The organism is Endozoicomonas sp. YOMI1, assembly GCF_024606345.1.
In the GTDB taxonomy this organism is placed as follows: domain Bacteria; phylum Pseudomonadota; class Gammaproteobacteria; order Pseudomonadales; family Endozoicomonadaceae; genus Endozoicomonas.
The window spans coordinates 1-23513 of the sequence record NZ_JAHHPM010000565.1; the positions used below are offsets into that span (position 1 = coordinate 1).

Here is a 23513-nt window from a genome sequence, read left to right on the forward strand (position 1 = left end):
AATATATTTTCATAGCTGAGGGTGGCCGAAAATAAATCGGCCATGAATATTTGTGCCCGTTCTTTTTAAAAAAGCGGTTAACCAGGGGAAAGGCAATTGGGTTGAGTTCCTCAACGGTATGCGCAGCACATTCAGTCATTATTACGGTTTTTTCCGGATGCTTTCTGGGCGGCTCCCAGAATGCCACGCAACATATTCAGCTCTTTGGCTTCGGGGCGGGCGCGGTTGAAAAAGCGACGAAGCCTGGTCATGACCAGTCCCGGGTGCTGTTGAATAATAAAATCGATGTCGGTCAGTGTGGTTTCCAAGTGCTCGTAGAACTTTTCCAGCTCCTGATTAAGAGGGTATTTCTGTTCCGGTTTCTCACCCTGCCAGTGGTTCTCTTTATTCAGCGACGCCTTGAAGATTTCATAACAGAGAATCTGAATGGCTGAGGCAACATTAAGTACCGGATACTCCGGATTTGCATCAATACTGGTATGGAAGTGGCATTTTTCCAGTTCGCTGTTGGTAAGGCCCATGGTTTCCTGACCAAATACCAGGGCAACGGGAGATTGACGGGAGTCACAGAGCAGTTTCTCAGCGCACGCTTCAGCCCCCAGCATTGGGCGTGAAAAAGAATGGGTGCGTGTTCTGGCACTGGTGCCAATGACCAGAGAGCAATCGGCAATGGCTTCATCCAGAGAGTCAAATACCCGGGCCTGCTCAAGCACATCCAGGGCTCCGGCTGCCATTGAGTCCGCTTCCGCTGCGGGAAATCGTTGCGGTGTCACCAGGCAGAGGTCACTCAGGCCCATGGTTTTCATGGCCCGGGCAGCGGAGCCTATGTTGCCGGGGTGGAAGGTATTGATAAGGATGATGCGAATATTTTGAAGCATGGTGACCAATGGTTGAATGACTGAAGAGGCTGTCATTTTGGACAGGTATAAACCAAATAGTTAATTTGACCGGTAATTATAGGGGGCGGAAGTACTTGAAAACCAGTCTGTATGCTCGTGGTGAGTACCGATCGAGTTATGTACAATGCACTGCACGTGGTCAGTAGTCCGGGAAATACATTGAAAAGATGAGTCAAAGTACACAAAAGCAGGCCTATCGCTGGTTGTTAAGGCAGATAGGGGCGGCCCGGCAATGGCTACTGACCTCCATGGGCCTTGGTTTGCTCAATGGTGTCTTGCTGATTATGCAGGCTTCGATCATGGCAGGAATGATCCATCAGCTGGTGATGGAGGGGGCAACCCGGGAGATGCTGACGGAAGATTTTTTCCGGGTTCTGGTGTTGGTTGTTGCTCGTGGAGCCTGTACCTGGGGGCGTGAGTTTTGTGGTTTTCGGGCAGGAGCCTGTGTTCGGGTAGAAGTGCGTAAACTACTGCTGGATAAGCTGTGCCGCCTTGGTCCTCTGGTGATTGCTGAGCGGCCTGCCGGTAGCTGGTCGGCTATTGTTGTTGAACAGGTGGAAGAGCTTCAGGAGTTTATTGCCAAATACCTGCCTCAGATGGCTTTGGCGGTGATGATACCGGCCATTATGCTGGTGGTTGCTTTCCCCCGGAGTTGGGTGGTCGGCATTATTTTCCTGGTAACGGCGCCACTGATTCCTGTTTTTATGATTCTGGTAGGAATGAAAGCCGCACAGGCTAACCGGCAAAACTTTCAGGCACTCTCACGTTTGGGGGGCTTCTTTCTTGATCGGCTACAAGGGTTGGAAACGCTGAAACTCTTTCAGCGAACAAGCTTTGCACAAACACAGTTGGCCGATGCCAGTGAAGACTTTCGGATAAAAACCATGCAGGTACTCCGTCTGGCTTTTCTGTCATCAACAGTGCTGGAGTTTTTTGCTTCGGTGTCCATTGCGCTGGTAGCAGTATTTCTGGGGATGAGTTTTCTGGGCCACATTACCTTTGGTGGTGAAGTGACGCTGTATACCGGGTTGTTTCTGTTGCTGCTGGCACCTGAGTATTATCAGCCGCTGCGGGAGCTGGGAACCTATTATCATGCCAGGGCCAAAGCAGTTGGTGCGACGGAAGAGATTCTGGATGTACTATCCCGGAAAGAATCGGAGGTACACCATGGGGGGGTGTCTTTGCCAGAAGCAATGCCCCTGACCCTGGAGGCAAAAGAACTATCCGTTTCGGCAACCATAAAATCCGCAGTTAGCTCATTGCCGGCAGATGTAGAAAATAAACATCAGCTTTTACTGGATCGTCTGTCGTTTAAGATCGAACCCGGAACCCGGGTTGGTATTATTGGCAGCAGCGGTGCCGGTAAAACAACGCTGATCAATACGCTGATGGGTTTCTGGAACTATCAGGGTGAAATCAAGATAGGTGGGCAATCGCTGGCGGATACCCGGCTGGAAAGCTGGCGTAAAGCGATTGCCTGGTTGGGTCAGCAGCCATTGATTATCCACGGCTCAGTTTATGACAACATTTCCTTTGGACGCACAGTTTCCCGTGAGCAGTGCCTCGACGCGCTGGCCATGGCCCAGGGTATGGATATTCTGGCTAACCTGCCGGATGGCCTGGACAGTGCACTTAAAGAGCAGGGCGGTAACCTGTCGGTTGGTCAGGCCCAGCGGATTGCCCTGGCAAGGGCCCTGGTGCTGCCTGTACGGTTATTAATTCTGGATGAACCGACAGCCAGCCTGGATTCTGCCAGTGAGAGCCTGGTGCTGGATGCCCTGGATGCCATACCTGATGATTGCACTGTTATCACCATCACCCATCGAATCAGCCAGCTCAAGGCCATGGATCAGATACTGATGCTGGAAAAAGGGAGGTTGGTGGCTGACGGTTCTCCAGCAACGCTGGCCAGGGAAAGTTCTCTGTTTCAGCAGTTCATCAGTATGCATTCTGGTCAGAGGAGTCTGGATGATGAATGACCTGTGGCCTTTCCTGAAATTGTACCGTCAGCATCTGGGGATGCTGTCATTAGGTGTGTTGCTGGCGATTGTTACCCTGCTGGCGAGTCTCAGTCTGCTCTCACTGTCCGGCTGGTTTATTACTGCCACGGCCATCGCCGGATTGACCTTTACCACGGCCCAGACCTTTAACTTCTTTACCCCGGGGGCGGGCGTTCGGGGCTTTTCCATTGCCCGTACCGCTGCCCGCTATGCAGAACGTCTGGTAAGCCATGATGCCACTTTCCGGCTGTTGTCGGGCCTGCGCAGCTGGTTTTTCAGTAAACTGATTCCACTCTCCCAAGTGCAGCTCGGACAGTACCGTAAAGGTGAGCTGCTTGATCGGCTGGTGGCTGATATTGATGCTCTGGATCAGCTCTATTTGAGGATGGTCAGCCCATTACTGTCTGCTGTTACTGTTGCTCTGTTGTTTTCACTGTTTATCGCTTGTTTCAGTACTGCGGTGGCAATGGCGGTGTTGCTGGTGATGATGCTCTGGATTATCTCCATGCCCCTGCTGTTTTATGTCCTGGGTCGCAGGACCGGGGAATCAATGGGTGTCAGGCAGGCGCGTTTGCGCCAGGAGGTGCTGGATTATCTGCAGGGTATGGCTGAACAGCAGATCTACGGCAGTGATGCCAATAGTCGTGCCATGATGGCTGAATCGGAACAGAAACTGGTTGCCGACCAGTCCCGAATGGCAGTGATGGAAGGGTTCGGCTCAGCCTTGTTTGTTTCCGGCTCCGGTGCTGCGGCATTACTGGTGTTGTATATTGCCAGCGGTGAGATGAGTGCAGCCCTGTTCAGTGGGCCGGTCATGGTTATGATGGTGTTTGGGATGCTGGCCAGTTTTGAAGCGCTAATGCCGCTACCGGTTGCCTTTCAGTTTCTCAGTCATACACGACAAGCGGCCAGTCGTTTGCGCCAGGTGGTTAATTCACCGGTGGTTGTATTCCCGGAGCAGGCGACTGGAGAAGTATTAAAAGGTGAGATTCAGTTTACGGAGGTCTCCTGTAGCTATGCCAATGACAGCTATGCCAATAACCAGCCAGTCATTAATAAGCTATCACTTCACATTCCTGCAGGCAGCCATGTTGCTCTGCTCGGCAAAACCGGATGCGGTAAATCAACGCTGATCAAGTTATTGAACCGTGGGTTGGACCCAGCTGGAGGCAGGATTACGCTGGATGGGCAGCTGATTCAGGGATTGTCAGAACAGGCACTTTACCGGGGCATCACGTTTGTTCCTCAGAAAACGCATGTGTTCAGTACTACGCTCAGGGAGAATCTGCTGTTGGCTGCACCAGCGGCAAGTGATGAGGAGCTTTTAGCAGTCGTTAAAGTTTCAGGTCTGAATGGGCTTGCTGCTGCCAGGGAAAACGATGGTGATTTGCTGGATATTTGGCTGGGGCAGGGCGGCATTGCCTTATCCGGCGGAGAGCAGCGTCGTCTGGCCATTGCCCGGGCTTTGCTGAAACCGGCCCCCATACTGGTGATGGATGAGCCGGGTGAGGGGCTGGATGTCCGCAGCGAACAGGCATTGATGGATACTGTTTTGCGTCAATTCAAAGACAGTACCATCATTATGATCACCCATAAGAGAACTGCCCTGGAAAAGATGGATCAGGTCTTCCGAATGGAAAACGGCAGTTTAATCAATCGGTAACGAGATGCCGGGGCCTGTTGACGTATAGATCTTTTTCAGGCCAATCTTCTATTAAGCTTTTGCGAATGTCAGAACGTTCCTGATCACTCAACCGACAAATATCTTTTCCTGCAACCTGTGAATAGTAGTGCCTCATCCAGGTTTTGTTGACCGGATTGGGAATAATAAAATATCTTCTTCCGTATAAGTTTTTGGTTTTTTCAACTGAAGCCCGGTCAAATGGTGATAACCCTTTTTCTTTTAAATCAAAGTCATCCAGAAGATCACCGACAAACAGTCTGACATCGTATTTTTTTCCATTGATCCTTCCGGACATAATGGCTTTTCGCTGGTGTTCTTTATCACAGCTTTTTTTATTGACTGGACAATATTTGGAGCGGTTCAGCAGGTTAGTCGGTGTAACTTTGGGGAATCCATTGGAAACAAGTTGTTTTAAGGTGAAGTTTTCTACATCCCCTTTATGGCCCGGGCGGCCGGAAGAGTGTTCCCGGGCCGTCAAATAAAAGATTTCATAACCCAGTGCGGCCGCTTTGTTTAAAAACTCTCTGGCTCCGGGAATAGAGGTAGATTGAAGCTGTTTTTCATAGTTCCTCATCTTCTCTTCAGGTTCAGGAAATGTTTTACAAAGAGGTGGAATTAAGTGGTTCGGAGGGTAGTCTATTAGCGTGCCATCAATATCAACAATAATTGCCCGGTCAGTGGCATAGCGGTTTTCAGGGGCTTCAAGTGCCTTGCTGGCAAAGTTGTAGGTCTGAAGGGCGGTGGCATTGAAATCTGCTGATTTTCTTACCCAGAGATCGGCCATTATAATATGCTGCCGGTAGCCTTCGGGAATAGCTATTGGTAACTCTGTGTCGTTAACTTGCTGGATGCGAACCCTGTGTTTTTCTTCAGGGTTCAGTGTTCGGTAGTCTTTGCTGATGGCTTCTTCCCAGAATCCATAAACGGTGTTTGGCAGAATAAACCACTGGCTGCCAAGTTTATCCTGATGCTGACTTACCCACTTTTTCTTTTCAGGATAAAGGCCTTTAACTACCTCACCAAGATCGTCCAGCTGGTCACCAAATAGCATGATGGGGTGGTAGCCCATTTTTATGATTTGCTGGCGTCTGTCCTCTTTGCTGAGGGTAATGTTTTTTTCTGCTTGTAGAATCACATGACTTTCACTGTTAACTGGATAACCCAATTGCTTAAGTTTATTAATAGTAATGGTTTTAACATCATTGAAACGGCCGCTGATATAGAATATTTCTATGCCCAGACTATTGGCCTTTTGCAGGAAGTCAACGGACCCTGGCAGGGCTTTCGCCTCTTGATGATTCCACCAGAACCTGGATCGCTCAATATTTCGGGATTCATTGGTGTCAACCATACTGGTAAAATAACCAGTGCCTGGTATTAGCGTATCATCAATATCGGTGATTATTGCAGGCTTTTTACCTTCAGGTGTTCTTGTCAAAATAGCCTCCAGTTGATCAGTTGCGCTGTTAAAACTCTGGTAAAAGTAAGCGCAGTATTCTCCTGAGTGCTGTTGCCAGTTTGCGGCAATGATAACTTCATTGTTTAAAGCTTTCTGATCAAAGCTATCAGCAAAGAGGGGCTGTAAGCTGATTAATGATAAAAGTAAAAGAGCGGCCAACACCTTTTTGTCGGCTTGCTTCTCTATAAAACGTCGAATTTTCATAATTCTGATTGTGATAATTCTATTTGAGATAAGAATGACCGCATCAGAATAGACGAAAAGAAATAAAGTCTATGGAAGCGTTTGCTCTGAGTTTATTGATGAATAAGTTCTTTTTTATTGACAAAGTCGTCGAAACAATTGTTTGACGCCCTGGCTTTCAGCCAGGGCCGTTGGATGCATTGTTACTGCTGGGCATGAAATGCCAGGCCATTAATGCCTTGGCTATCGTCCCCCATCAGGTAAAGGTAAACCGGCATAATGTCTTCTGGTGTTGGTAGCGTTTCCGGGTCTTCTCCCGGAAAGGCAGCCGCTCTCATTGCGGTACGGGTGCCACCGGGGTTGATGCTGTTGGCACGAACAGGGCTGATGCCGTCCTCCTCATCCGCCACGATTTGCATCAGACCCTCAGTGGCAAATTTTGACACGCTATAGGCTCCCCAGTGAGCCCGTCCCTGGTGACCAACTCCGGACGAGGTAAAAATTATCGACGCCTTTTCTGACAGACGTAGCAGGGGCAGCAGTTCCCGGGTCATCATAAAGGCTGAATTCAGATTAACCTGCATGATTCGCAGCCAGGTTTCTGTGGGAAACTGGCTGATGGGTTTCAGCTCGCCAAGAAGGCTGGCGTTGTGTAACAGACCGTCAAGGCGTCCGAATTCGTTCTCAATGGTTTCTGCAAGATTACTGAAATCGATATCACCCGCGCTTTCCAGGTTTAGTGGATAGATGGCTGGCTGTGGCCACTGATTGAGTTCGATTTCATCATACACCGCTTCCAGTTTTTCAGTGTTTCTGCCCAGCAGAATGACGGTGGCACCGTGGCGGGCATAGGTGAGGGCGGCGACCCGGCCAATGCCACTGCCGGCTCCGGTTACCAGTATGACTTTGTCCTTTAGCAGGTCTTTCGGAGCCTGGTAGGTAAACATGATGCTACTCCCTGGTTTTTAGTTTGCTGCGCTATTCTCATAAAGCCTTTCAGGCATGAGACCTGTCTTTAATGATTTGCCAGTTATGCTGTTCGAACCAGCGGTGCAGCTGCTGGACATTGTCGATATTCAGGTCTGCACCCCACTGCGCAGGGTTGTCCCCTTGGGCAATGTAGCCATAATGCGCGGCAACGGTGATCATGCCCGCTTGTTTTCCAGCTTCGATATCACGAAGATGGTCGCCAATATAGACGCTGAACTGTGGTGAACTACCGGACTGCCGACAGGCAAGAAAGAGGGCTTCCGGGTCTGGTTTCGGCTTTTTGACATCCTCCGGGCAGACAATGGCATGACTTCGCTCAAGCAGGCCAATTTGCCGGATCAATGAGAGGGCATAGGATCTGGGTTTATTGGTGACAATACCCCAGGCAATATCCCGACGCTCAAGTTCCTCGATCAGTGATCCTATGCCAGGGTAGGGCCGGGCGAAGGTTGAACGATTATGATCCTGGATATGCCGATCATAGTATTGCAGAAACAAAGCCCTTTTCTGTTCCAGCTCATCGCCGGGCCCGAGATTGAAGGCAAGCTTCATCAGCGCCCGGGAGCCTGCAGAAACATTCTGCCGAATCAAATGGCCATCCATCGTCGGGTGCCGGTGATCCGCCAGCATTTGATTCACGGTAATCACAAAGTCTTCTGCAGTGTCCAGCAAGGTACCGTCCAGATCAAAAAAAACGCCTTCAATGGCTTTCATCATCGTTACTCTTGGTTGTTTCCCTAAAGGCAGTGGTTTTGGTTGCTTCAATACGATTCTGCCAGAAACTGTGTCATCAATCAGAGGGTGTTGGCTATGATACTGGCTTTGAGCCATAAATCAGGTAATTGACGTCTACATCCTTCGGGTTAAGTCGGTACACTTTAGTCAAAGGATTGTAGGTCATCCCGGTCATGTCATGAATAGTGAGACCGGCTTTTCTCATGTCCCGGCTTAACTCGCTGGGCTTGATAAATTTCTTGTGCTCATGAGTGCCTTTTGGCAGCAGTTTGAGTATGTATTCCGCACCGACGATGGCAAAGAGGAATGATTTGGGATTGCGGTTGATGGTGGCAAAAAAGATCTGTCCACCGGGTTTCAGGAGTTTGCTGCAGGCTTTGATGACGGAAGCTGGATCGGGAACGTGCTCCAGCATTTCCAGGCAGGTCACCACATCGAACTGGCCGGGCATCTCTTCGGCCAGCTCTTCAGCGGTAATTCGGCGATAGTTCACTTCAACGCCACTTTCCATACTGTGCAGGCGGGCAACAGACAGGGGGGCTTCGCCCATATCAATGCCGGTGACATGGGCACCCCGTTGGGCCATGGACTCACTCAGGATGCCGCCACCGCAGCCAATATCAACCACTTGTTTTCCGGCCAGTCCAACACGTTCATCAATATAATTTAGGCGCAGGGGGTTGATCTCATGAAGCGGTCTGAACTCACTGTCCGGGTCCCACCAGCGGCTGGCCAGTTCTTCAAACTTGGCGATTTCTCCGAGGTCCACATTTTGGGCTGAGCGCATGTTGGGCATTGGTTCTGATCCGTCAAAGCAGTGTGATTGAGGCAGTCAGGGCTGCCATATGTGCGGATTATACCGTTAATCCTGCAGCCGACCACAATGTTGAGTTCTGGAGTTGCCCGGGAGTGAAAAATTGAACTTTAGTGTTGAGGTTAATGTGATCAGGAAGAGGTAAGGCTGAACCTTCAAGTACAGCCTTTTTGAAGTTTCGTTATTGAGGCGTTTGTCTGTCAATAGTCAACGCTGTTAATTTTCGAAGGGTTTGAGACGGCTGGGGTCCAGTTTTCCTGGTTTGGTTGCTACAACGGCAGGCTCATTTTTTTCAGCAGGCGCTGTTTCAGCAGGTTTTGTTTTGTTTTTCGCCTCTTCAGCATTCTTCTCAGCAAGCTCGGCAAGTCTTGCAGCAAGATTGCGGTCTATTTTCTCTCCTTTGTTGATGCAATCAGCTAAATATTTGACATAGTTCCCGAGCATTTTGACAGACCGCTCTCCCCCAAAAAATTTCGCCTTAAGTTCAACATTCCCAGGGGCTGACCCAAGGGCTGATGCGGGGTCTAAATAGGGATTTTCAAGAACTTGGTCCAATATGGCCGGGTCAACATTATTTTTTAAGAGGAATTCACGTCCAATTTGCATGGTAACAATCCTTTGTTGAGTTTAAGTGTTAAGCGTCAGTGCTTACTTCAAATCTAGACTGGTTCAGGAAAAAAAACAGATTCACTCTGCTGACACATTTTTGACAATTTCCTGAAAGCTGTTAGTACTCTGTGCCATTGATGGACAGGCAAAAAACATGCTCCCAAAGTGGTTGATGTATCTCGCGGATAAGGCATGAATTGTGGTAACATCGTGGTTTTGAAAATCAATTACCTTAGGCGATCATTCCATTGACATGCTCTGGGAAAGAGCATTTTTTCTGTTTGGATAAGACTTTATTATCGGTATCCTGGTCCACAGAACTGGAATGGATGCTGACCGCTATCTGTTGGCCGTAAGCAAAAGGACGACTGGGTTTCCATGACTGAAATTGCCAAAGAGATTCTCCCGGTAAATATTGAAGATGAACTCAAGCAGTCCTATCTGGACTACGCCATGAGTGTCATCGTTGGTCGCGCCCTGCCTGATGTACGTGACGGGCTGAAGCCCGTGCACCGGCGCGTACTGTTCGCCATGAGCGAACTGGGCAACGACTGGAACAAGCCTTACAAAAAATCTGCCCGTGTGGTCGGGGATGTGATTGGTAAATACCATCCTCATGGTGACTCTGCGGTCTATGACACCATTGTTCGCATGGCGCAGCCTTTCTCCCTGCGTTACATGCTGGTTGATGGCCAGGGCAACTTCGGTTCCATTGACGGTGACTCCGCCGCAGCGATGCGTTATACGGAAATCCGGATGGACAAGATCGCCCATCAGCTGCTGGCGGATCTCGACAAGGAAACCGTAGACTATGTGCCTAACTACGATGGCACAGAGCAGATTCCTGCCGTTTTACCCACCCGTGTCCCTAACCTGCTGGTGAATGGCTCGGCCGGTATCGCGGTGGGCATGGCCACCAATATCCCGCCTCACAATATGACCGAGGTGGTGAATGGCTGTCTGGCGCTTCTGGATGATGAAGCGCTGACGGTTGATGACCTGATGGAGTACATCCCGGGTCCTGACTTCCCTACCGCGGCGATTATCAACGGTCGGGCCGGTATCCTTCAGGCCTATCGCTCCGGTCGTGGTCGAATCTACATTCGTGCCAGGGCCGATATCGAGCACGATGAAAAGAAAAACAAAAGCACCATTATCGTTACCGAAATCCCTTATCAGTTGAATAAGGCACGCCTGATTGAGAAGATTGCCGAGCTGGTAAAAGACCGCAAGATTGAGGGTATTTCCGAGCTGCGCGATGAGTCTGACAAAGACGGTCTGCGTGTGGTTATTGAGCTTCGCCGCGGTGAAAATGCCGAGGTGGTACTCAATAACCTTTATGCCCAGACTCAGCTTGAGTCCGTCTTTGGTATCAACCTGGTCGCCTTGGTTGATGGTCAGCCCAGGCTGCTCAACCTGAAAGAATTCCTGGAAGCCTTTATCCGCCACCGCCGTGAGGTGGTTACTCGCCGGACCGTTTATGAGCTGAGGAAGGCACGCGAGCGTGGCCATATTCTGGAAGGTCTGGCGGTTGCCCTGTCCAATATCGATCCGGTTATTCAGCTGATCAAGGACTCGCCAACACCGGCGGAGGCTAAAGAAAAGCTGATCGCTAAAGGTTGGAATCCCGGCCATATGATGGAAATGGCCGAGCGTGCCGGTGCTGACGCCTGTCGTCCGGATGATCTGCCTGAGGCTTACGGTCTCAGGGATGGACTATATTACCTGTCGCCAGTCCAGGCTCAGGCCATTCTGGAAATGCGGCTGCACCGACTGACCGGTCTTGAGCATGAAAAGCTTCTGTCTGAATACCGTGAGTTGCTGGAGAAAATTGCCGAACTGATTCTGATCCTCTGTGACCCAATGAAGCTGCGATCTGTGATTCGGGAAGAGCTTGAGCAGGTTCGGGATGATTTTGGCGATGAGCGCCGTACCGAGATCACCAGCTCCCGTCGTGACTTGACGGTAGAAGATCTGATTGATGAAGAGGATATGGTGGTTACCCTGTCCCACGGTGGCTATGCCAAGACAACGCCTCTGGATACCTATCAGGCACAGCGTCGTGGTGGTCGTGGTAAGTCAGCGGCTTCCGTTAAGGAAGAGGACTACGTCGAGCACATGCTGGTGGCTAACACCCATACCCAGATCCTCTGCTTCTCCAGCAAGGGTAAGGTCTACTGGTTGAAGGTCTATCAGATCCCCCAGGCTGGCAGAACCTCCCGTGGTCGACCGATCGTCAATATTCTGCCGCTGGAACAGAATGAGAAGATCACCGCCATGTTGCCGGTGGAAGAGTTTACCGAAGGTCATTTCGTCTTTATGGCGACGCTCAATGGTACGGTTAAGAAGACACCTCTGGAGCAGTTTGCCCGCCCACGTTCCTCCGGCCTGATCGCACTGGGTCTGGATGAAGGTGATACACTGGTGGGGGCTGAAATTACCACAGGAGAAAAGCAGGTGATGCTGCTGTCTAATGGTGGTAAGGCGGTTCGCTTTGAGGAGACCGATGTTCGTGCCGTGAGCCGGACAGCCCGTGGTGTCCGTGGCATGAAGTTGCCTGAAGGTCAGCGGATTATCTCCTTGATTATTCCGGAGGAGGATACTCAGATTCTGACTGCCAGTGCCAAAGGTTATGGCAAGCGAACTGCCGTTGATGAGTTCCGACTTACCAGTCGTGGTGGTCACGGGGTTATCTCCATGCAGTGCACTGAGCGTAACGGTGAAATCGTTGGCGCTGTCCAGGTGAAGAGCGGCGAACAAATCATGCTGATTTCTGACCAGGGAACACTGGTCAGAACCGGGGTCGATGGCGTCTCTTCGCTGAGTCGTAATACCCAGGGGGTTACGCTGATTCGTGTCTCTGAAGGTGAAAAACTGGTGGGTGTTGCCCGTGTTGAGGAACCAGAGGCTGTGGATGCTCCTGAACTTGATTCAGAGGCTGAAGGGCAGGACGATCCCATTGCCAACGAAGGGACGGTAGAATCCTGATAGCTTGAAAAAACGCCAGCCCAGTGCTGGCGTTTTTCATCATAATACAGTCACTCAGAGTGAATTAGAGAGTTTGTAGGTAATGACCAGGGTAAACTGCTGTTTAGTCGAGAGGGAGTCATTGTGAAGCCTTGTGTAATAGATGGTGTAACAAATGATGTAAATGATGTTCTGGCGCAGCTGGATAATCGGGTTTACAACTTTTCAGCCGGACCTGCACCAATTCCCTATGAGGTGCTGCAGCAGGCCCGGGATGACATGATGAACTGGCAGGATGTGGGCGCTTCTGTGATGGAAGTGAGTCATCGTGGCAGGGAGTTTCTCGCGGTTGCCCATGAGGCCGAAAAAGACCTGCGTGATCTGTTGAAGATCCCTGATAACTACAAGGTGCTTTTTCTTCAGGGAGGAGCCCGGGGGCAGTTTGCAGCTGTGCCATTAAACCTTAAAGGAAATAAGACTTTTGCTGACTATGTCAACAGTGGTTACTGGGCTCAGTCAGCCATCAAAGAAGCTCAGCGCTACCTGGATGTGAATATTGTCGCTGATGGCAAGGACAGAGCCTTTAATGCCATGCCTGCCGAAGACCAGTGGCGGATAAGTAAAGATGCCGCTTATTTGCACTATACGCCCAATGAGACCATCGGTGGTCTTGAGTTTCCATTTATACCGGAGACGGGGGATGTGCCGCTGGTTGCGGATATGTCTTCCAATATCTTGTCTGGCCCGGTTGATGTCAGCAAGTTTGGTGTTATTTATGCTGGCGCTCAGAAGAATATTGGCCCGGCAGGCCTTACCGTGGTGATTGTTCGTGATGATCTGTTGGAGCGCGGTTCATTGATGTGTCCTGCGGTGCTGGACTATAAGCTGCAGGCTGGCAATGATTCTATGTACAACACGCCACCGACCTTTGCCTGGTATCTTGCCGGTCTGGTCTTTAAATGGCTGAAAAAACAGGGTGGGCTTGAAGCGATAAATATGCTCAATGAGCGTAAGGCCAACAAGCTATATGCTCAGATTGATGGCTCCGGTTTTTATCAGAACCCAGTGGGTCCGGGCTGGCGCTCCCGGATGAACGTGCCTTTTACGCTGATCAAGCCAGAACTGGATGCAACGTTCCTTGCCGAGTCTGAACAGGAAGGTTTTCGTTACCTGAAAGGACACAAGGCAGTAGGCGGTATGCGGGCAAGTATCTATAATGCAGTGCCAGAGCAGCATGTGGATGCTCTTATTGACTTCATGAAAGAATTTGAACGGCGGTATGGATAATGGCAGAAGAGAAATTGGGGCAGTTGCGAATTCAAATTGATTCGCTGGATCAGCAAATCCTTGATCTCATCAGCGAACGTGCGCGATGTGCCCAGGAAGTGGCTCGTGTAAAAACAGAAGCTGATCCCTCTGCTGTGTTTTACCGTCCTGAGCGCGAAGCTCAGGTACTTCGTAAGATCATGAAGAAGAATGACGGGCCTTTGAATGACGAAGAGATGGCCCGCCTGTTTCGTGAAATTATGTCGGCCTGTCTGGCCCTGGAAGATCCGGTTAAGGTGGCCTTTTTGGGGCCGGAAGGCACATTTACCCAGCAGGCTTCCCTGAAACACTTTGGCCATTCTGCGGTTTGCGTGCCCATGGCGGCCATTGATGAGGTATTCCGGGAAGTGGCTGCTGGTGCGGTCAACTATGGTGTGGTGCCGGTTGAAAACTCCACCGAAGGTGTGGTCAGTCACACGCTGGACAGCTTTATGGACTCTTCACTGAAGATCTGTGGTGAAGTGGTGCTGCGCATTCATCAACACATGATGATTTCAGAAAATACCCGACGGGATCATATTACCCGTATCTACTCCCATGCCCAGTCTTTTGCTCAGTGTCGCAAGTGGCTGGACTCTCACTGGCCAATGGCTGAGCGGGTGGCAGTGAGCTCCAATGCAGAAGCAGCCAGGCGGATCAAGGGTGAGTGGAATTCTGCGGCTATTGCCGGTGATATGGCTGCGGAAATGTATGGTCTGGAAAAGATTGCTGAAAAAATTGAAGACCGCCCGGATAATTCAACCCGGTTTTTGATCATTGGCAATCAGCCGGTTCCACCCAGTGGTGATGACAAAACGTCAGTGGTCATCAGCATGCGCAACCAGCCGGGAGCGCTGCATGCGATTCTTGAGCCTTTCCATGTTCACAATATCGACCTGACACGGGTTGAGACCCGCCCATCCAGAACCGGAATCTGGAACTATGTGTTCTTTGTGGATTTTGAAGGTCATCAGGATGATCCTGTCGTTGGCAAGGTGCTGGAGAAGCTGGGGGAGCGTGCCAATGACCTCTGTGTGCTTGGTTCTTATCCCAAGGGTGTCCTCTAATCGTTGTTGTATTAATAAGCCCGCCAGCTTTCAGTATGGAGCTGGCGAAGCTTAACACGTGATTCTACAGTTCTTGATCGTTGACAATCCTGATTAATTTGCTGGTACAAATCCCCACCGTGTCTCGGGGATTTCCACGGCAAGCCTTTGCTGCATATATCAGAACTCTAGTTTCATCTGATCGTAACGATTATAACCAGACAGAATTTTTGTCAACTCTTTTGAATCGACTGTGTTGAGCAGCTTGAGTATTGATTTTGCCTGTTCAATGGCGTTAGCGATGTCCTCTGGTAATGCTTTTTCAGGCGGGGCTGACAGATGCTTCGGAAAATAATGCAGCGCCACCTGATCATCCAAATTGTGCAATACCTGAAAGAGATGCCCTGTTTCCACGCCCCTCTTACCCAGCTCTGCAAGTTTATCGGACAGGTAACAGGCGGCAAGGCTATGCTTTTTTTTCTGGTCGTCATGGTATGTATGGCTGGTCTTTTGATCGATATTCCGTAACTCATCCACGGACAATCCCATGGCTAAACCAATCAAAAACCAGTTATGGCTCAATGGCAAACGGCGCAAAAAATCCGGGGTCAGCGGTTGTGAACCGGCCGTGGTGGCAGAGCTGTCATCATCCTGGCGATAGAGTGGTTTGATGGCAGGTGGCTGTTCAGGATTGGGCTCCAGAAATAAAGACAATTTTTCTTTGTTAATTGTAATGAAGCGATTTAACTTTCTTTCCAGGCGTGTGGATCCGGCAGCTTCGTGCAGAGCATATAAGATATGTGCCGGAGTCAGCCCAGGCTGACAATGAGTTGCAGCACACAGTAGATTGTATATCTGCATACGGGTGGCTTCATCGACAAATGATTGCTTGAGAATGCTCTGGATTATTGGCAATGATACCCCAAGGGCATTACCAATGGCGTCAGCAGGTATCTTGATATTTGCAATTCCTTCAGCCAAACAAAACATTTGTCTACTCAATGTGCCTTCATTTATAAGGCTAAAAGATACTGGATTTCCGCTTAAGGCCTCAATCAGCCGATGTGCACAACTGATGGCCATAATCTCAGGGTGGCTTATTATTTTCACCAGCTCATTTGTGGTCATGCTGCCCCCTTGTTTATCCAGAATTTTTTTTAGCAGGATCGTAGTTGACAGTGCATTGTCGCTACTTGAGATTGTTTGCAGATCCTGATCCATCATCAGTTCCGGGTATCCGGCCGCAAAGGCAATTGTTGCCATCGGAACTGTGTAAAGTAGATAGCCATCTTGTTTAAGGATCTGATGCATCTTGAAGAAATCCAGCTGATAATCCAACGCAGCATTGGTATCAACAGCCTTTACAGCGGGAGGCCATTGAGTCGAGAAACGACTCTGGTCAAATACAATACCAAAATTCTTACAGTGCAGTTCAATCAGATCTAATCTTGAGATACCCGCCAGCATTGTCAGCAGTTTTTTATGGGTTATCTTCAGTTTTTCCCGGATTGACCCATCTTGTCGATTTAAGGCAGGCAGGGATAAATAGTTATCCTGCGCAAATTGCCGATGACTTACAGTTTTTACAATATTGGCAATATCTGCTAGTGGAAATCCCAGATATATGGCAAACAGTACCTGCTCCCTGGGTGATACGCCCCGGGTAATTTTATAGTCCAAATTGCCCCAGTATACAGTGCCGTCCAGTTGTGCTTCAGGCAGCTGGGAACATTCAGTACCGGAGATTACACTCTGTTCAAGCATCGGGGCGACGTTGTTTGCAGTAACAGTGGAAGGCTCTGTTTCTGGTACCTTCGGGGGAGGCGATTCAGTAGCTGGATTGGCAGTGAATGGCCTTTTCAATGATTTGAATGTAATTCGACTTGTTGCATCTGTGCTGATCATGTCACTGAGAAATTTTATGTTTTCCGACCCGAAATAAGGAACAGCCCGGGCCATTAATTGACCCTGTGAAATGGCTTTAGCGATCTTTCTGGGTAATTTTTTTTCCGGCTGGCCATCCGGATGCTCTGGAAAGTAAGCCAGTGTTGCCTGATCGTCCAGAATTTTCAGTGCCTGGTAAAGATGACCTGTTTCCAACCCCTTTTGAACCAGTATCCTGGATAATGCCGGAGCAGCAAGGCTCAGCTTACGTTGGTCTAGCCAACCGTTTTGCATGATCGTCCTGACACCAATGCTTTCCAGTTCATCCGCTGATAGCCCCATGGCTAAACCAATCAAAAACCAGTTATGGCTTAATGGTAAGTGACGCAAAAAATCCAGGGTCAACGGTTGCGAACTGACAATCCTGGTAGGGTTGTCATCTTGATAGAGTGGTTTGAGTTTAGGTAACTCTTCAGGTGGGAATTCGTTTAGCCAGGGCAAACGTGCCTCTTTTTTTTCTGATTTTTTTTCTTTTTCCAGCCACTTTTCTAACTTCTCGCGACAGCCGCTGGCACTGCCTGCTGTCAACAGCGCCTGGAAAATATGTCCCGGCTTGATTCCAGGTACGCAGTAGTGGACTGCCTGCTCAAGTAAAGCCCCGAAGTTCCCTGGTGTGTCTCCCTTTATCCTGGATCTATTAACAATCTTCTGGATCATGTGCAACGGTACCCCGAGAGCACGACCAAAATGTTCAGCATTAATCCCTAGCTCTGAAAGACTGTACGCTAGATATCGACGCTGCTTCTCCCAGGCTATGTTTTTTCTGGAAAGATAAGGTACTGTGTTTCCTTTCAGTGATTCAATGAGCAGGTATGGGCAATTTATGGCCATAATCTCAGGATTGCTCATTATTTTGGCAAACTCATTTGTGGTTATGCTCCCACCGTTTTTATCCAGAATTTTCTTCAGCAGGAGTTCGGTTGCCTGAACGTTGTGTTTTTTTTCAAGGCATTGAATATCCTGATCATCCATCAGTTCCGGGTATCCGGCAGCATAGGCCAGTGTTGTCGTCGGAATATGAAACAAAAACCAGCTGACGTCTTTTTTTAAGCTCTGATGCAGCTTGAAAAAATCCAGTTCCTGATTCTGCGCAGCATTCGTATCAGCAGCCTGTACACAGGCAGGCCAGTCAGACAAGAACCGACTCTGGTCAACGGCAACACCAGACTTTTCACAATGCAATTTAACCAGGTCTGATCTTGTGATACCCGCCAGCATTATGAGCAGTTGTTCATGGGTTAGCTTACGGTTTTTCTGAATTAAACTGTGTTCCAGTAGCCGAAAAGGCGCGTTTGAATCATGCCGATTCGGCAATTTTCGGTCGAGTTCCAATAATTTATTTAACGGAAGATTCAGATAAACAGCGAACAGATACACATTGTCGAAAGTTAGACTTTCTCTAATTTGCTGGTGCAATTCCCCCCAGTTCACAAAGTCACCCGGTAAAGGCCCAGAGGCAAAACCGGGTTCGACACTCCGTGCAGATATGGCAACTGCGGATGTTGAGGATTCCGGCTCAATGGGTTCAGAGCTACCCTTGGCAACGGTGACACACTTCCCGGCAAAAGGAGAACTTGGCCGAGAACTGGTTGGTGGTCCCTGGATTGCCAATCGTGTGGATTTGGCAGCAGGGGGTTGCGTTGGATCAGAGTGGGGGATCGGTGGATTACCGGTTGAATTAATCATGAAACAGCCTCCAAAAATTATCATTGTTAAATGTCTAACTGCACATGACTGGTCATGAGCATTGGTAATCCGTGTTTTCGGTCACCCTGCATAATGAAAATGCCAAACTATCCAGGAGGCTATCCGACAATAATCTGCCACCGCAGTAGGGCGGTCTACTCTCGGACAGCCTCTTGGGCGGCAATTGCTCCTGCATTGCTGTGCTTGGGAATTCGCACGGGAAAAGTAGCACGACTTAATTAGATTATCAGGCATAAAAAAGGTTCATTTTTATCGCAAAAAAATTCAAAAAAAATAGAACTCAATGGGAAATTGGGGCAGCTGCTGGCTCTGGGTGGCGCTATGGCTAACGATTTTGACCAGTTGTGATTCTGATCGACATCAGGATTGCCAACCATGCTCCCGCAGTCCCCACGAAGCCACCAAAATTGATAACATTTTCGCTTTCCAGGGAGCTGAGGATTTCGGCTTTCAGAGGATCAGCCTCATACGCAGTCTTCGCCTCATCACTGGCATCAATGCTGCGGCTGCGGATTATCCATCCATTGTTGGATTCGGGTGACAGATATATTGGCAGAAGGGATCGCCATATCGAATTATGTAATTTTCAGCCCCAATCACTTCAGGCCTGCGCCCGGACCTCTATTCGCTTGCGTCTGGTTGAACACTGGAAAAAAACCGGACAACCGCTGTCGAAATCGTTGTCGAAGCTGACACTGTACCCGATGCTGAAAGCTTATTTCTACGAGCCCCTGACCCCTGATGGTAAAACTTATCTACACTTGTCAGCTGTGTTTGTTTCAGTAGTTGGTACTTAAACTCCTCTTGGGATTATCGTCTTGACAATAAATAGTTGGAGCCAGTGATGCATGCCCCTTCAAGCAGTCCTGTGCCAGACGATAGGCAAACACAGGAAGTGCTGAAAGTTACCGGAATATTAAACGACAGTGGTTTTGATTTGCTTGAAGCAGCCAGCCATGGAAATCTGGCATTGGTAAAGGCTTTGCTGGAACAGGGGGCTGATATTGAGTCCAGGGATCAGGCTGGCAGAACCTCGCTGTTTCTGGCGGTAATTTCCGAAAACCCGGAAGTTGCCAACTTTCTTCTGCACTCAGGTGCCAGTGTTAATGCCTGCGATTGTGATCATCGAACTCCATTGCATGAGGCCCGTAGCCAGGCGGTTGTGAAAGAGCTTTTGGGCGGAGGAGCCAATATTGAGGCCAGGGAGGTGAATGGTAGAACCCCGCTGTCCCTTGCGGCAGAATCAGAAAACCCGGAAGTTTTCAACGTTCTTCTGGATGCAGGTGCCAGTATTGATGCCCGCGATTGTTTTGGCGAAACTCCGCTGCATAGGGCCCGTTGCAAAGAGGCAATGAAAGCGCTGCTGGACAGAGGCGCTGATATTGAGGCCAGGAGTGATCATGAAGAAACTCCACTGTTTTCTGTGGTTTCTGAAATAGGCAGCTGTGAGGTTGTAAAGGTGCTTCTGGCCGCAGGTGCCAGCGTTAATGCTCGCAATTGTTTTGGTCGAACTCCGTTGCATAATGCCCACAGCCAGGAGGTTGTGAAGGAGCTTCTGGCCAGGGGAGCTGATATTGAGGCCAGGGATCATATCGGACAAACTCCACTGTTTTCGGCTAATCGACAAAACAGTCTGGAGGGGGTAAAGGCACTTCTGGCTGCAGGTGCCTGTGTTAATGCCCGCGATAATACAGGCCGGACTCCATTGCATAATGCCAGGAGCCCGGAGATTGTGAATGAGCTGCTGACCCGGGGAGCCGATATTGAGGCCAGGGATAATGGCAAAGCAACGCCACTAATTTGTGCGATTAAAAATATTGACAGACTGGAGGTGGTCAAGGAGCTTCTGGTCGCAGGGGCCAATATTGAGGCTGCTGATGAACTTCAACGAACACCATTGCACTTTGCGGCTAGCGGTTGGTGCCATGACTTGCGGTATATGGGGGTGCTTCTGTCCGAGGGAGCCAACCTGGAAGCCAGGCAAGAAATTACAAGATATACCCCGTTGCATGAAGCAGCTTTAAGTCTTTCGGGCAAGAAAGTACAAGTATTGGTGGCTGAGGGTGCTAACTATAAGGTACAAGATTGGCATAGGGATACACCGTTAGATTTGGCCATGGACATAATTGGCAACATGAAAGTCCTGTTGGCAGCGACTGGCAGATTTGACAGCATCAATCAGGACAATGAGCCGGGTAATTTTCAGCCCCAATCACTTCAGGCCTGCGCCCGGACCTCTATCCGTTTGCGCCTGATTGAACACCGGAAAGAAACCGGAGAACCGTTGTCGAAATCGGTGCAGGCGCTGCCGCTGGGTCCGCCGCTGAAAGTCTATCTTTATAAGCCACTGATGGAAAAACTTATCTGAAATCAGCGGCAGTATATTTACTGGTAGTTAAACTCCGCCCGAGATTATCTTTTTGACAATAGTTGGAGCTAGGATCAAAAAAGCAGCTTTGAACCTGGCGATAAGTAAACACTGGAAGAGGTGGAAGTAGTTATGATTACCTTGGTGAGAAACGTTATAAATACCCTGTTTGGCACAACAGACGAACTGTCCCCGGAGGACAAAAATCTGCTCGAGGCAGCCGAGGATGGCGACCTGGCATCGGTGAAGGCGTTGTTGGAACAGGGAGCTGATATTGAGGCCAGGGACTGGTCTGGCAAAACCCCGCTGTTTCTGGCGTTAATGTCGGAAAACCCGGAAGTTCTCAACCTTTTTCTGGCTGAGGGTGCCAGCGTGAATGCCCGCAATCATTTAGGTCAAACTCCGTTGCATAGGGCCGGTAGCGGGGAGGCTGTGAACCAGCTTCTGGCCTGGGGAGCCGATATTGAGGCCAGGGATAATGACGAAAACACGCCACTGTTCTCGGCTTGTCATCAAGACGATCTGGAGATGTTAAAGGTATTTCTCGACAAAGGTGCCTGCGTTAATGCCCGCAATGATGCAGGCCAGATTCCGCTGCATAGAGCCGGTAGCGGGGAGATTGCGAAAGAGCTGCTGGCCCGGGGAGCCGATATTGAGGCCAGGGATAATGGTAAAGCAACGCCACTAATTTGTGCGGTTTCCAATAGCGACAGACTGGAGGTAGTCAAGGAGCTTTTGGTTGCAGGTGCCAATATTGAGGCTGCTGATAAATTTAAACGGACATCATTACACTTTGCGGCTAGCGAAAACTGCCACGACTTGCGGTATCTGGGGGTGCTTTTGTCCGAGGGGGCCAACCTTGAAGCCAGACAAAAAAGTACAGAATGGACCCCGTTACATTTGGCAGCAAACAGTGGTTCGGGCAAGAAAGTACAACTATTGGTGGCTGAGGGTGCCAACTGTAAGGCGCGAGACTGGCATAGGGATACACCGTTGAATTTTGCCAAGGGCAAAATTGGCAACATGAAAGTCCTGTTGGCAGCGGCTGGCAGGTTTGACAACATCAATCGGAATAATGAGCCGGGTAATTTTCAACCCCAATCACTTCAGGCCTGCGCCCGGGCCTCTATCCGCTCGCGTCTGGTTGAACACCGGAAAGAAACCGGACAACCGTTGTCGAAATCGGTGCCGATGCTGCCGCTGGAGCTGCCGCTGGAGCCGCCGCTGGAGCCGCCGCTGCTAAAGGACTATATCTATGAGCCTTTGATGGGAAAACTTATTTTTGATTAGCAATATGGTAGATCTTACACCATCACTGCTGCTGCAGTGCTAATAGAGTCTTGCCGGGGTTGACTCTGGAGCTGCAGCAGAAGACTGGCCTCTTCTTATTTTCTGCGCATGACCCTTAATTGACTTTATTGTCAACAGATTTGAACGTGATTCTTTGGAATAAAAACTGCAAAATAGAGTAAGGAGCAGTTGCCGCGTAGGGCAGTCTATTCTTGGACAGCCTTCTGGCAGCATTTGGCAGGCTGTTTTTGCCTGGCAAGCGTATAACCTCTGAAATTTTCCATAATCAATAAAAATTGCCATGAGTTGGAAATGGCTTTTTCATCGTCTGCAGTAATTGATGGTGGGAGAGCCCGTTTTCAAGTTCAATAACCCAACTGAAGGTCAAATTATGTCTTGTGATTTTCTGCAGCTGGCGGTTCCCGGAGTAAGCGAAATGAGTCCTTATCAACCAGGCAAGCCTATTGAGGAGCTTGCCAGAGAGCAGGGCTTGAAGGTTGAGGATATTGTCAAGCTGGCCAGTAATGAGAACCCTCTTGGCCCACCGCCTTCTGCGGTGAAAGCAATGGCCAACTCCCTTGCCGAGTTGGCCCGCTATCCGGATGGCAGCAGTTATCAGTTAAAACAGGCGCTGGCAGAAAAACTGAAGGTAACACCCGGACAATTAACCCTGGGTAATGGGTCTAATGATGTGTTGGTGCTTCTGGCGGAATCTTTTCTGGACAGCAATAGCTCTGCGGTTTTTTCTCAGTATGCTTTTGTTGTTTATCCTCTGGCGGTGAAGGCAACAGGCGCTGAGGGTATTGTGGTTCCAGCCCTTGACTATGGCCATGATCTTGAGGCCATGGCTGAAGCGATCAAAGCCAATACCCGAATTGTGTTTCTGGCAAACCCGAATAATCCGACCGGTACCAGTTTTAGCGAACAGGCACTGCTGGGTTTTCTTGGCAAGGTGCCGGAAGAGGTCATCGTTGTCCTTGATGAGGCTTATTTTGAGTATGGGGTCGCAGGTAACCTGCCTAATGGTGTTGACCTGCTTGACCGCTATCCAAATCTGGTGGTTACCCGAACCTTTTCCAAAGCTTACGGTCTGGCGGGGGCGCGGGTCGGTTACTCGATCTCCAATCCTGACATAGCGGATGTGCTGAACCGTCTGAGGCAGCCATTTAACCTGAATCTTCCTGCTCAGTTCGGCGCGGTTGCTGCGCTGAAAGATGAAGCTTATCTTCAGCGGTCCATTGAGATTAATCAGCAGGGGATGGAATTCCTGGAGCAGGGTTTTGCAGGTTTGGGGCTGAACTGGATCCCTTCATCGGGTAATTTCATTACCATTGATCTCCAGCGCAATGCCATGCCGGTCTATGAAGGATTGTTGTCAAAGGGCATTATTGTTCGGCCAGTGGCCAATTACGGCATGCCTGAGCACCTTCGTATTTCCATTGGTTTACCGGAAGAAAATCGTCGTTGTCTGGAAGCGCTGAGCCAGGTTCTTGGCCAGTCGTCGTAAGGAGTG

Annotated in this window: 16 protein-coding genes; 9 read left to right on the forward strand and 7 right to left on the reverse strand. The window is 49.6% G+C overall.

Going from position 1 to position 23513, the window contains the following annotated elements; all coding sequences use genetic code 11:
- Positions 1 to 131 precede the first annotated feature (131 nt).
- Entirely contained in the window at positions 132 to 914 is a 783-nt protein-coding gene (gene trmJ, locus KDK15_RS19810; RefSeq protein ID WP_306800413.1) for a tRNA (cytosine(32)/uridine(32)-2'-O)-methyltransferase TrmJ, read from the reverse strand.
- A gap of 152 nt (positions 915 to 1066) precedes the next feature.
- Between trmJ and cydD the strand changes: the two genes are divergently transcribed.
- Entirely contained in the window at positions 1067 to 2878 is a 1812-nt protein-coding gene (cydD, locus tag KDK15_RS19815) for a cysteine/glutathione ABC transporter permease/ATP-binding protein CydD (protein ID WP_257297123.1), read from the forward strand.
- A complete protein-coding gene (gene cydC, locus KDK15_RS19820; protein ID WP_257297124.1) occupies positions 2868 to 4562 on the forward strand; it encodes a cysteine/glutathione ABC transporter ATP-binding protein/permease CydC in 1695 nt (564 codons plus the stop codon). Before cydD ends, cydC begins: the two co-directional genes overlap by 11 nt.
- On the opposite strand, the gene KDK15_RS19825 is transcribed toward cydC, so the two are convergent.
- The 5 genes from KDK15_RS19825 to KDK15_RS19845 form a co-directional block, all read right to left on the reverse strand.
- A complete protein-coding gene (locus tag KDK15_RS19825) occupies positions 4552 to 6246 on the reverse strand; it encodes an HAD family acid phosphatase (protein WP_257297125.1) in 1695 nt (564 codons plus the stop codon). The two genes, cydC and KDK15_RS19825, sit on opposite strands and share 11 nt — an antisense overlap.
- 182 nt (positions 6247 to 6428) lie before the next feature.
- Positions 6429 to 7172, reverse strand: coding sequence for a YciK family oxidoreductase (locus KDK15_RS19830; protein WP_257297126.1), 744 nt, complete (start codon positions 7170 to 7172; stop codon positions 6429 to 6431).
- 49 nt (positions 7173 to 7221) lie between these two features.
- Entirely contained in the window at positions 7222 to 7932 is a 711-nt protein-coding gene (locus KDK15_RS19835; RefSeq protein ID WP_257297127.1) for an HAD family hydrolase, read from the reverse strand.
- Between the two features lie 91 nt (positions 7933 to 8023).
- Complete coding sequence (ubiG, locus tag KDK15_RS19840) at positions 8024 to 8737, reverse strand: bifunctional 2-polyprenyl-6-hydroxyphenol methylase/3-demethylubiquinol 3-O-methyltransferase UbiG (RefSeq protein ID WP_306800415.1); 714 nt, start codon at positions 8735 to 8737, stop codon at positions 8024 to 8026.
- 243 nt (positions 8738 to 8980) lie between these two features.
- Positions 8981 to 9370: a hypothetical protein gene (locus tag KDK15_RS19845; protein ID WP_257297129.1), complete on the reverse strand. Its 390-nt coding sequence runs from the start codon at positions 9368 to 9370 to the stop codon at positions 8981 to 8983.
- A gap of 381 nt (positions 9371 to 9751) precedes the next feature.
- Between KDK15_RS19845 and gyrA the strand changes: the two genes are divergently transcribed.
- From gyrA to pheA, 3 genes are all read left to right on the forward strand, one after another.
- Positions 9752 to 12361: a DNA gyrase subunit A gene (gene gyrA / locus KDK15_RS19850; RefSeq protein WP_257297130.1), complete on the forward strand. Its 2610-nt coding sequence runs from the start codon at positions 9752 to 9754 to the stop codon at positions 12359 to 12361.
- 180 nt (positions 12362 to 12541) lie between these two features.
- Positions 12542 to 13627, forward strand: a complete 1086-nt coding sequence (serC, locus tag KDK15_RS19855; protein ID WP_257297142.1) for a 3-phosphoserine/phosphohydroxythreonine transaminase — start codon at positions 12542 to 12544, stop codon at positions 13625 to 13627.
- A complete protein-coding gene (pheA, locus tag KDK15_RS19860; protein WP_257297132.1) occupies positions 13627 to 14712 on the forward strand; it encodes a prephenate dehydratase in 1086 nt (361 codons plus the stop codon). Before serC ends, pheA begins: the two co-directional genes overlap by 1 nt.
- A gap of 159 nt (positions 14713 to 14871) precedes the next feature.
- On the opposite strand, the gene KDK15_RS19865 is transcribed toward pheA, so the two are convergent.
- Complete coding sequence (locus KDK15_RS19865) at positions 14872 to 18321, reverse strand: hypothetical protein (RefSeq protein ID WP_257297133.1); 3450 nt, start codon at positions 18319 to 18321, stop codon at positions 14872 to 14874.
- 518 nt (positions 18322 to 18839) lie between these two features.
- Between KDK15_RS19865 and KDK15_RS19870 the strand changes: the two genes are divergently transcribed.
- The 4 genes from KDK15_RS19870 to hisC all read left to right on the forward strand — a co-directional run bounded on the left by KDK15_RS19870 (position 18840) and on the right by hisC (position 23507).
- Complete coding sequence (locus tag KDK15_RS19870; protein WP_257297134.1) at positions 18840 to 19139, forward strand: hypothetical protein; 300 nt, start codon at positions 18840 to 18842, stop codon at positions 19137 to 19139.
- A 47-nt stretch (positions 19140 to 19186) separates the two neighbouring features.
- Positions 19187 to 20710: an ankyrin repeat domain-containing protein gene (locus KDK15_RS19875; RefSeq protein WP_257297135.1), complete on the forward strand. Its 1524-nt coding sequence runs from the start codon at positions 19187 to 19189 to the stop codon at positions 20708 to 20710.
- Between the two features lie 132 nt (positions 20711 to 20842).
- Positions 20843 to 22000, forward strand: coding sequence for an ankyrin repeat domain-containing protein (locus KDK15_RS19880; RefSeq protein ID WP_257297136.1), 1158 nt, complete (start codon positions 20843 to 20845; stop codon positions 21998 to 22000).
- 391 nt (positions 22001 to 22391) lie between these two features.
- Positions 22392 to 23507 (forward strand): histidinol-phosphate transaminase, encoded by a 1116-nt coding sequence (gene hisC, locus KDK15_RS19885; RefSeq protein ID WP_257297137.1) that lies wholly within the window; start codon positions 22392 to 22394, stop codon positions 23505 to 23507.
- The last annotated feature ends 6 nt before the right edge of the window (positions 23508 to 23513 follow it).

Excerpts from the sequence above, each read along its gene's own strand:
- ubiG (WP_306800415.1), bottom strand. The coding sequence starts at position 8,737 with ATGCGCTCAGCCCAAAATGTGGACCTCGGAGAAATCGCCAAGTTTGAA.
- KDK15_RS19875 (WP_257297135.1), top strand. The coding sequence starts at position 19,187 with ATGCATGCCCCTTCAAGCAGTCCTGTGCCAGACGATAGGCAAACACAG.
- KDK15_RS19830 (WP_257297126.1), bottom strand. The coding sequence starts at position 7,172 with ATGTTTACCTACCAGGCTCCGAAAGACCTGCTAAAGGACAAAGTCATA.
- trmJ (WP_306800413.1), bottom strand. The coding sequence starts at position 914 with ATGACAGCCTCTTCAGTCATTCAACCATTGGTCACCATGCTTCAAAAT.
- KDK15_RS19865 (WP_257297133.1), bottom strand. The coding sequence starts at position 18,321 with ATGATTAATTCAACCGGTAATCCACCGATCCCCCACTCTGATCCAACG.
- cydD (WP_257297123.1), top strand. The coding sequence starts at position 1,067 with ATGAGTCAAAGTACACAAAAGCAGGCCTATCGCTGGTTGTTAAGGCAG.
- KDK15_RS19870 (WP_257297134.1), top strand. The coding sequence starts at position 18,840 with ATGCTGCGGCTGCGGATTATCCATCCATTGTTGGATTCGGGTGACAGA.
- hisC (WP_257297137.1), top strand. The coding sequence starts at position 22,392 with ATGTCTTGTGATTTTCTGCAGCTGGCGGTTCCCGGAGTAAGCGAAATG.
- gyrA (WP_257297130.1), top strand. The coding sequence starts at position 9,752 with ATGACTGAAATTGCCAAAGAGATTCTCCCGGTAAATATTGAAGATGAA.
- KDK15_RS19835 (WP_257297127.1), bottom strand. The coding sequence starts at position 7,932 with ATGATGAAAGCCATTGAAGGCGTTTTTTTTGATCTGGACGGTACCTTG.
- KDK15_RS19880 (WP_257297136.1), top strand. The coding sequence starts at position 20,843 with ATGATTACCTTGGTGAGAAACGTTATAAATACCCTGTTTGGCACAACA.
- KDK15_RS19845 (WP_257297129.1), bottom strand. The coding sequence starts at position 9,370 with ATGCAAATTGGACGTGAATTCCTCTTAAAAAATAATGTTGACCCGGCC.
- cydC (WP_257297124.1), top strand. The coding sequence starts at position 2,868 with ATGATGAATGACCTGTGGCCTTTCCTGAAATTGTACCGTCAGCATCTG.
- pheA (WP_257297132.1), top strand. The coding sequence starts at position 13,627 with ATGGCAGAAGAGAAATTGGGGCAGTTGCGAATTCAAATTGATTCGCTG.
- KDK15_RS19825 (WP_257297125.1), bottom strand. The coding sequence starts at position 6,246 with ATGAAAATTCGACGTTTTATAGAGAAGCAAGCCGACAAAAAGGTGTTG.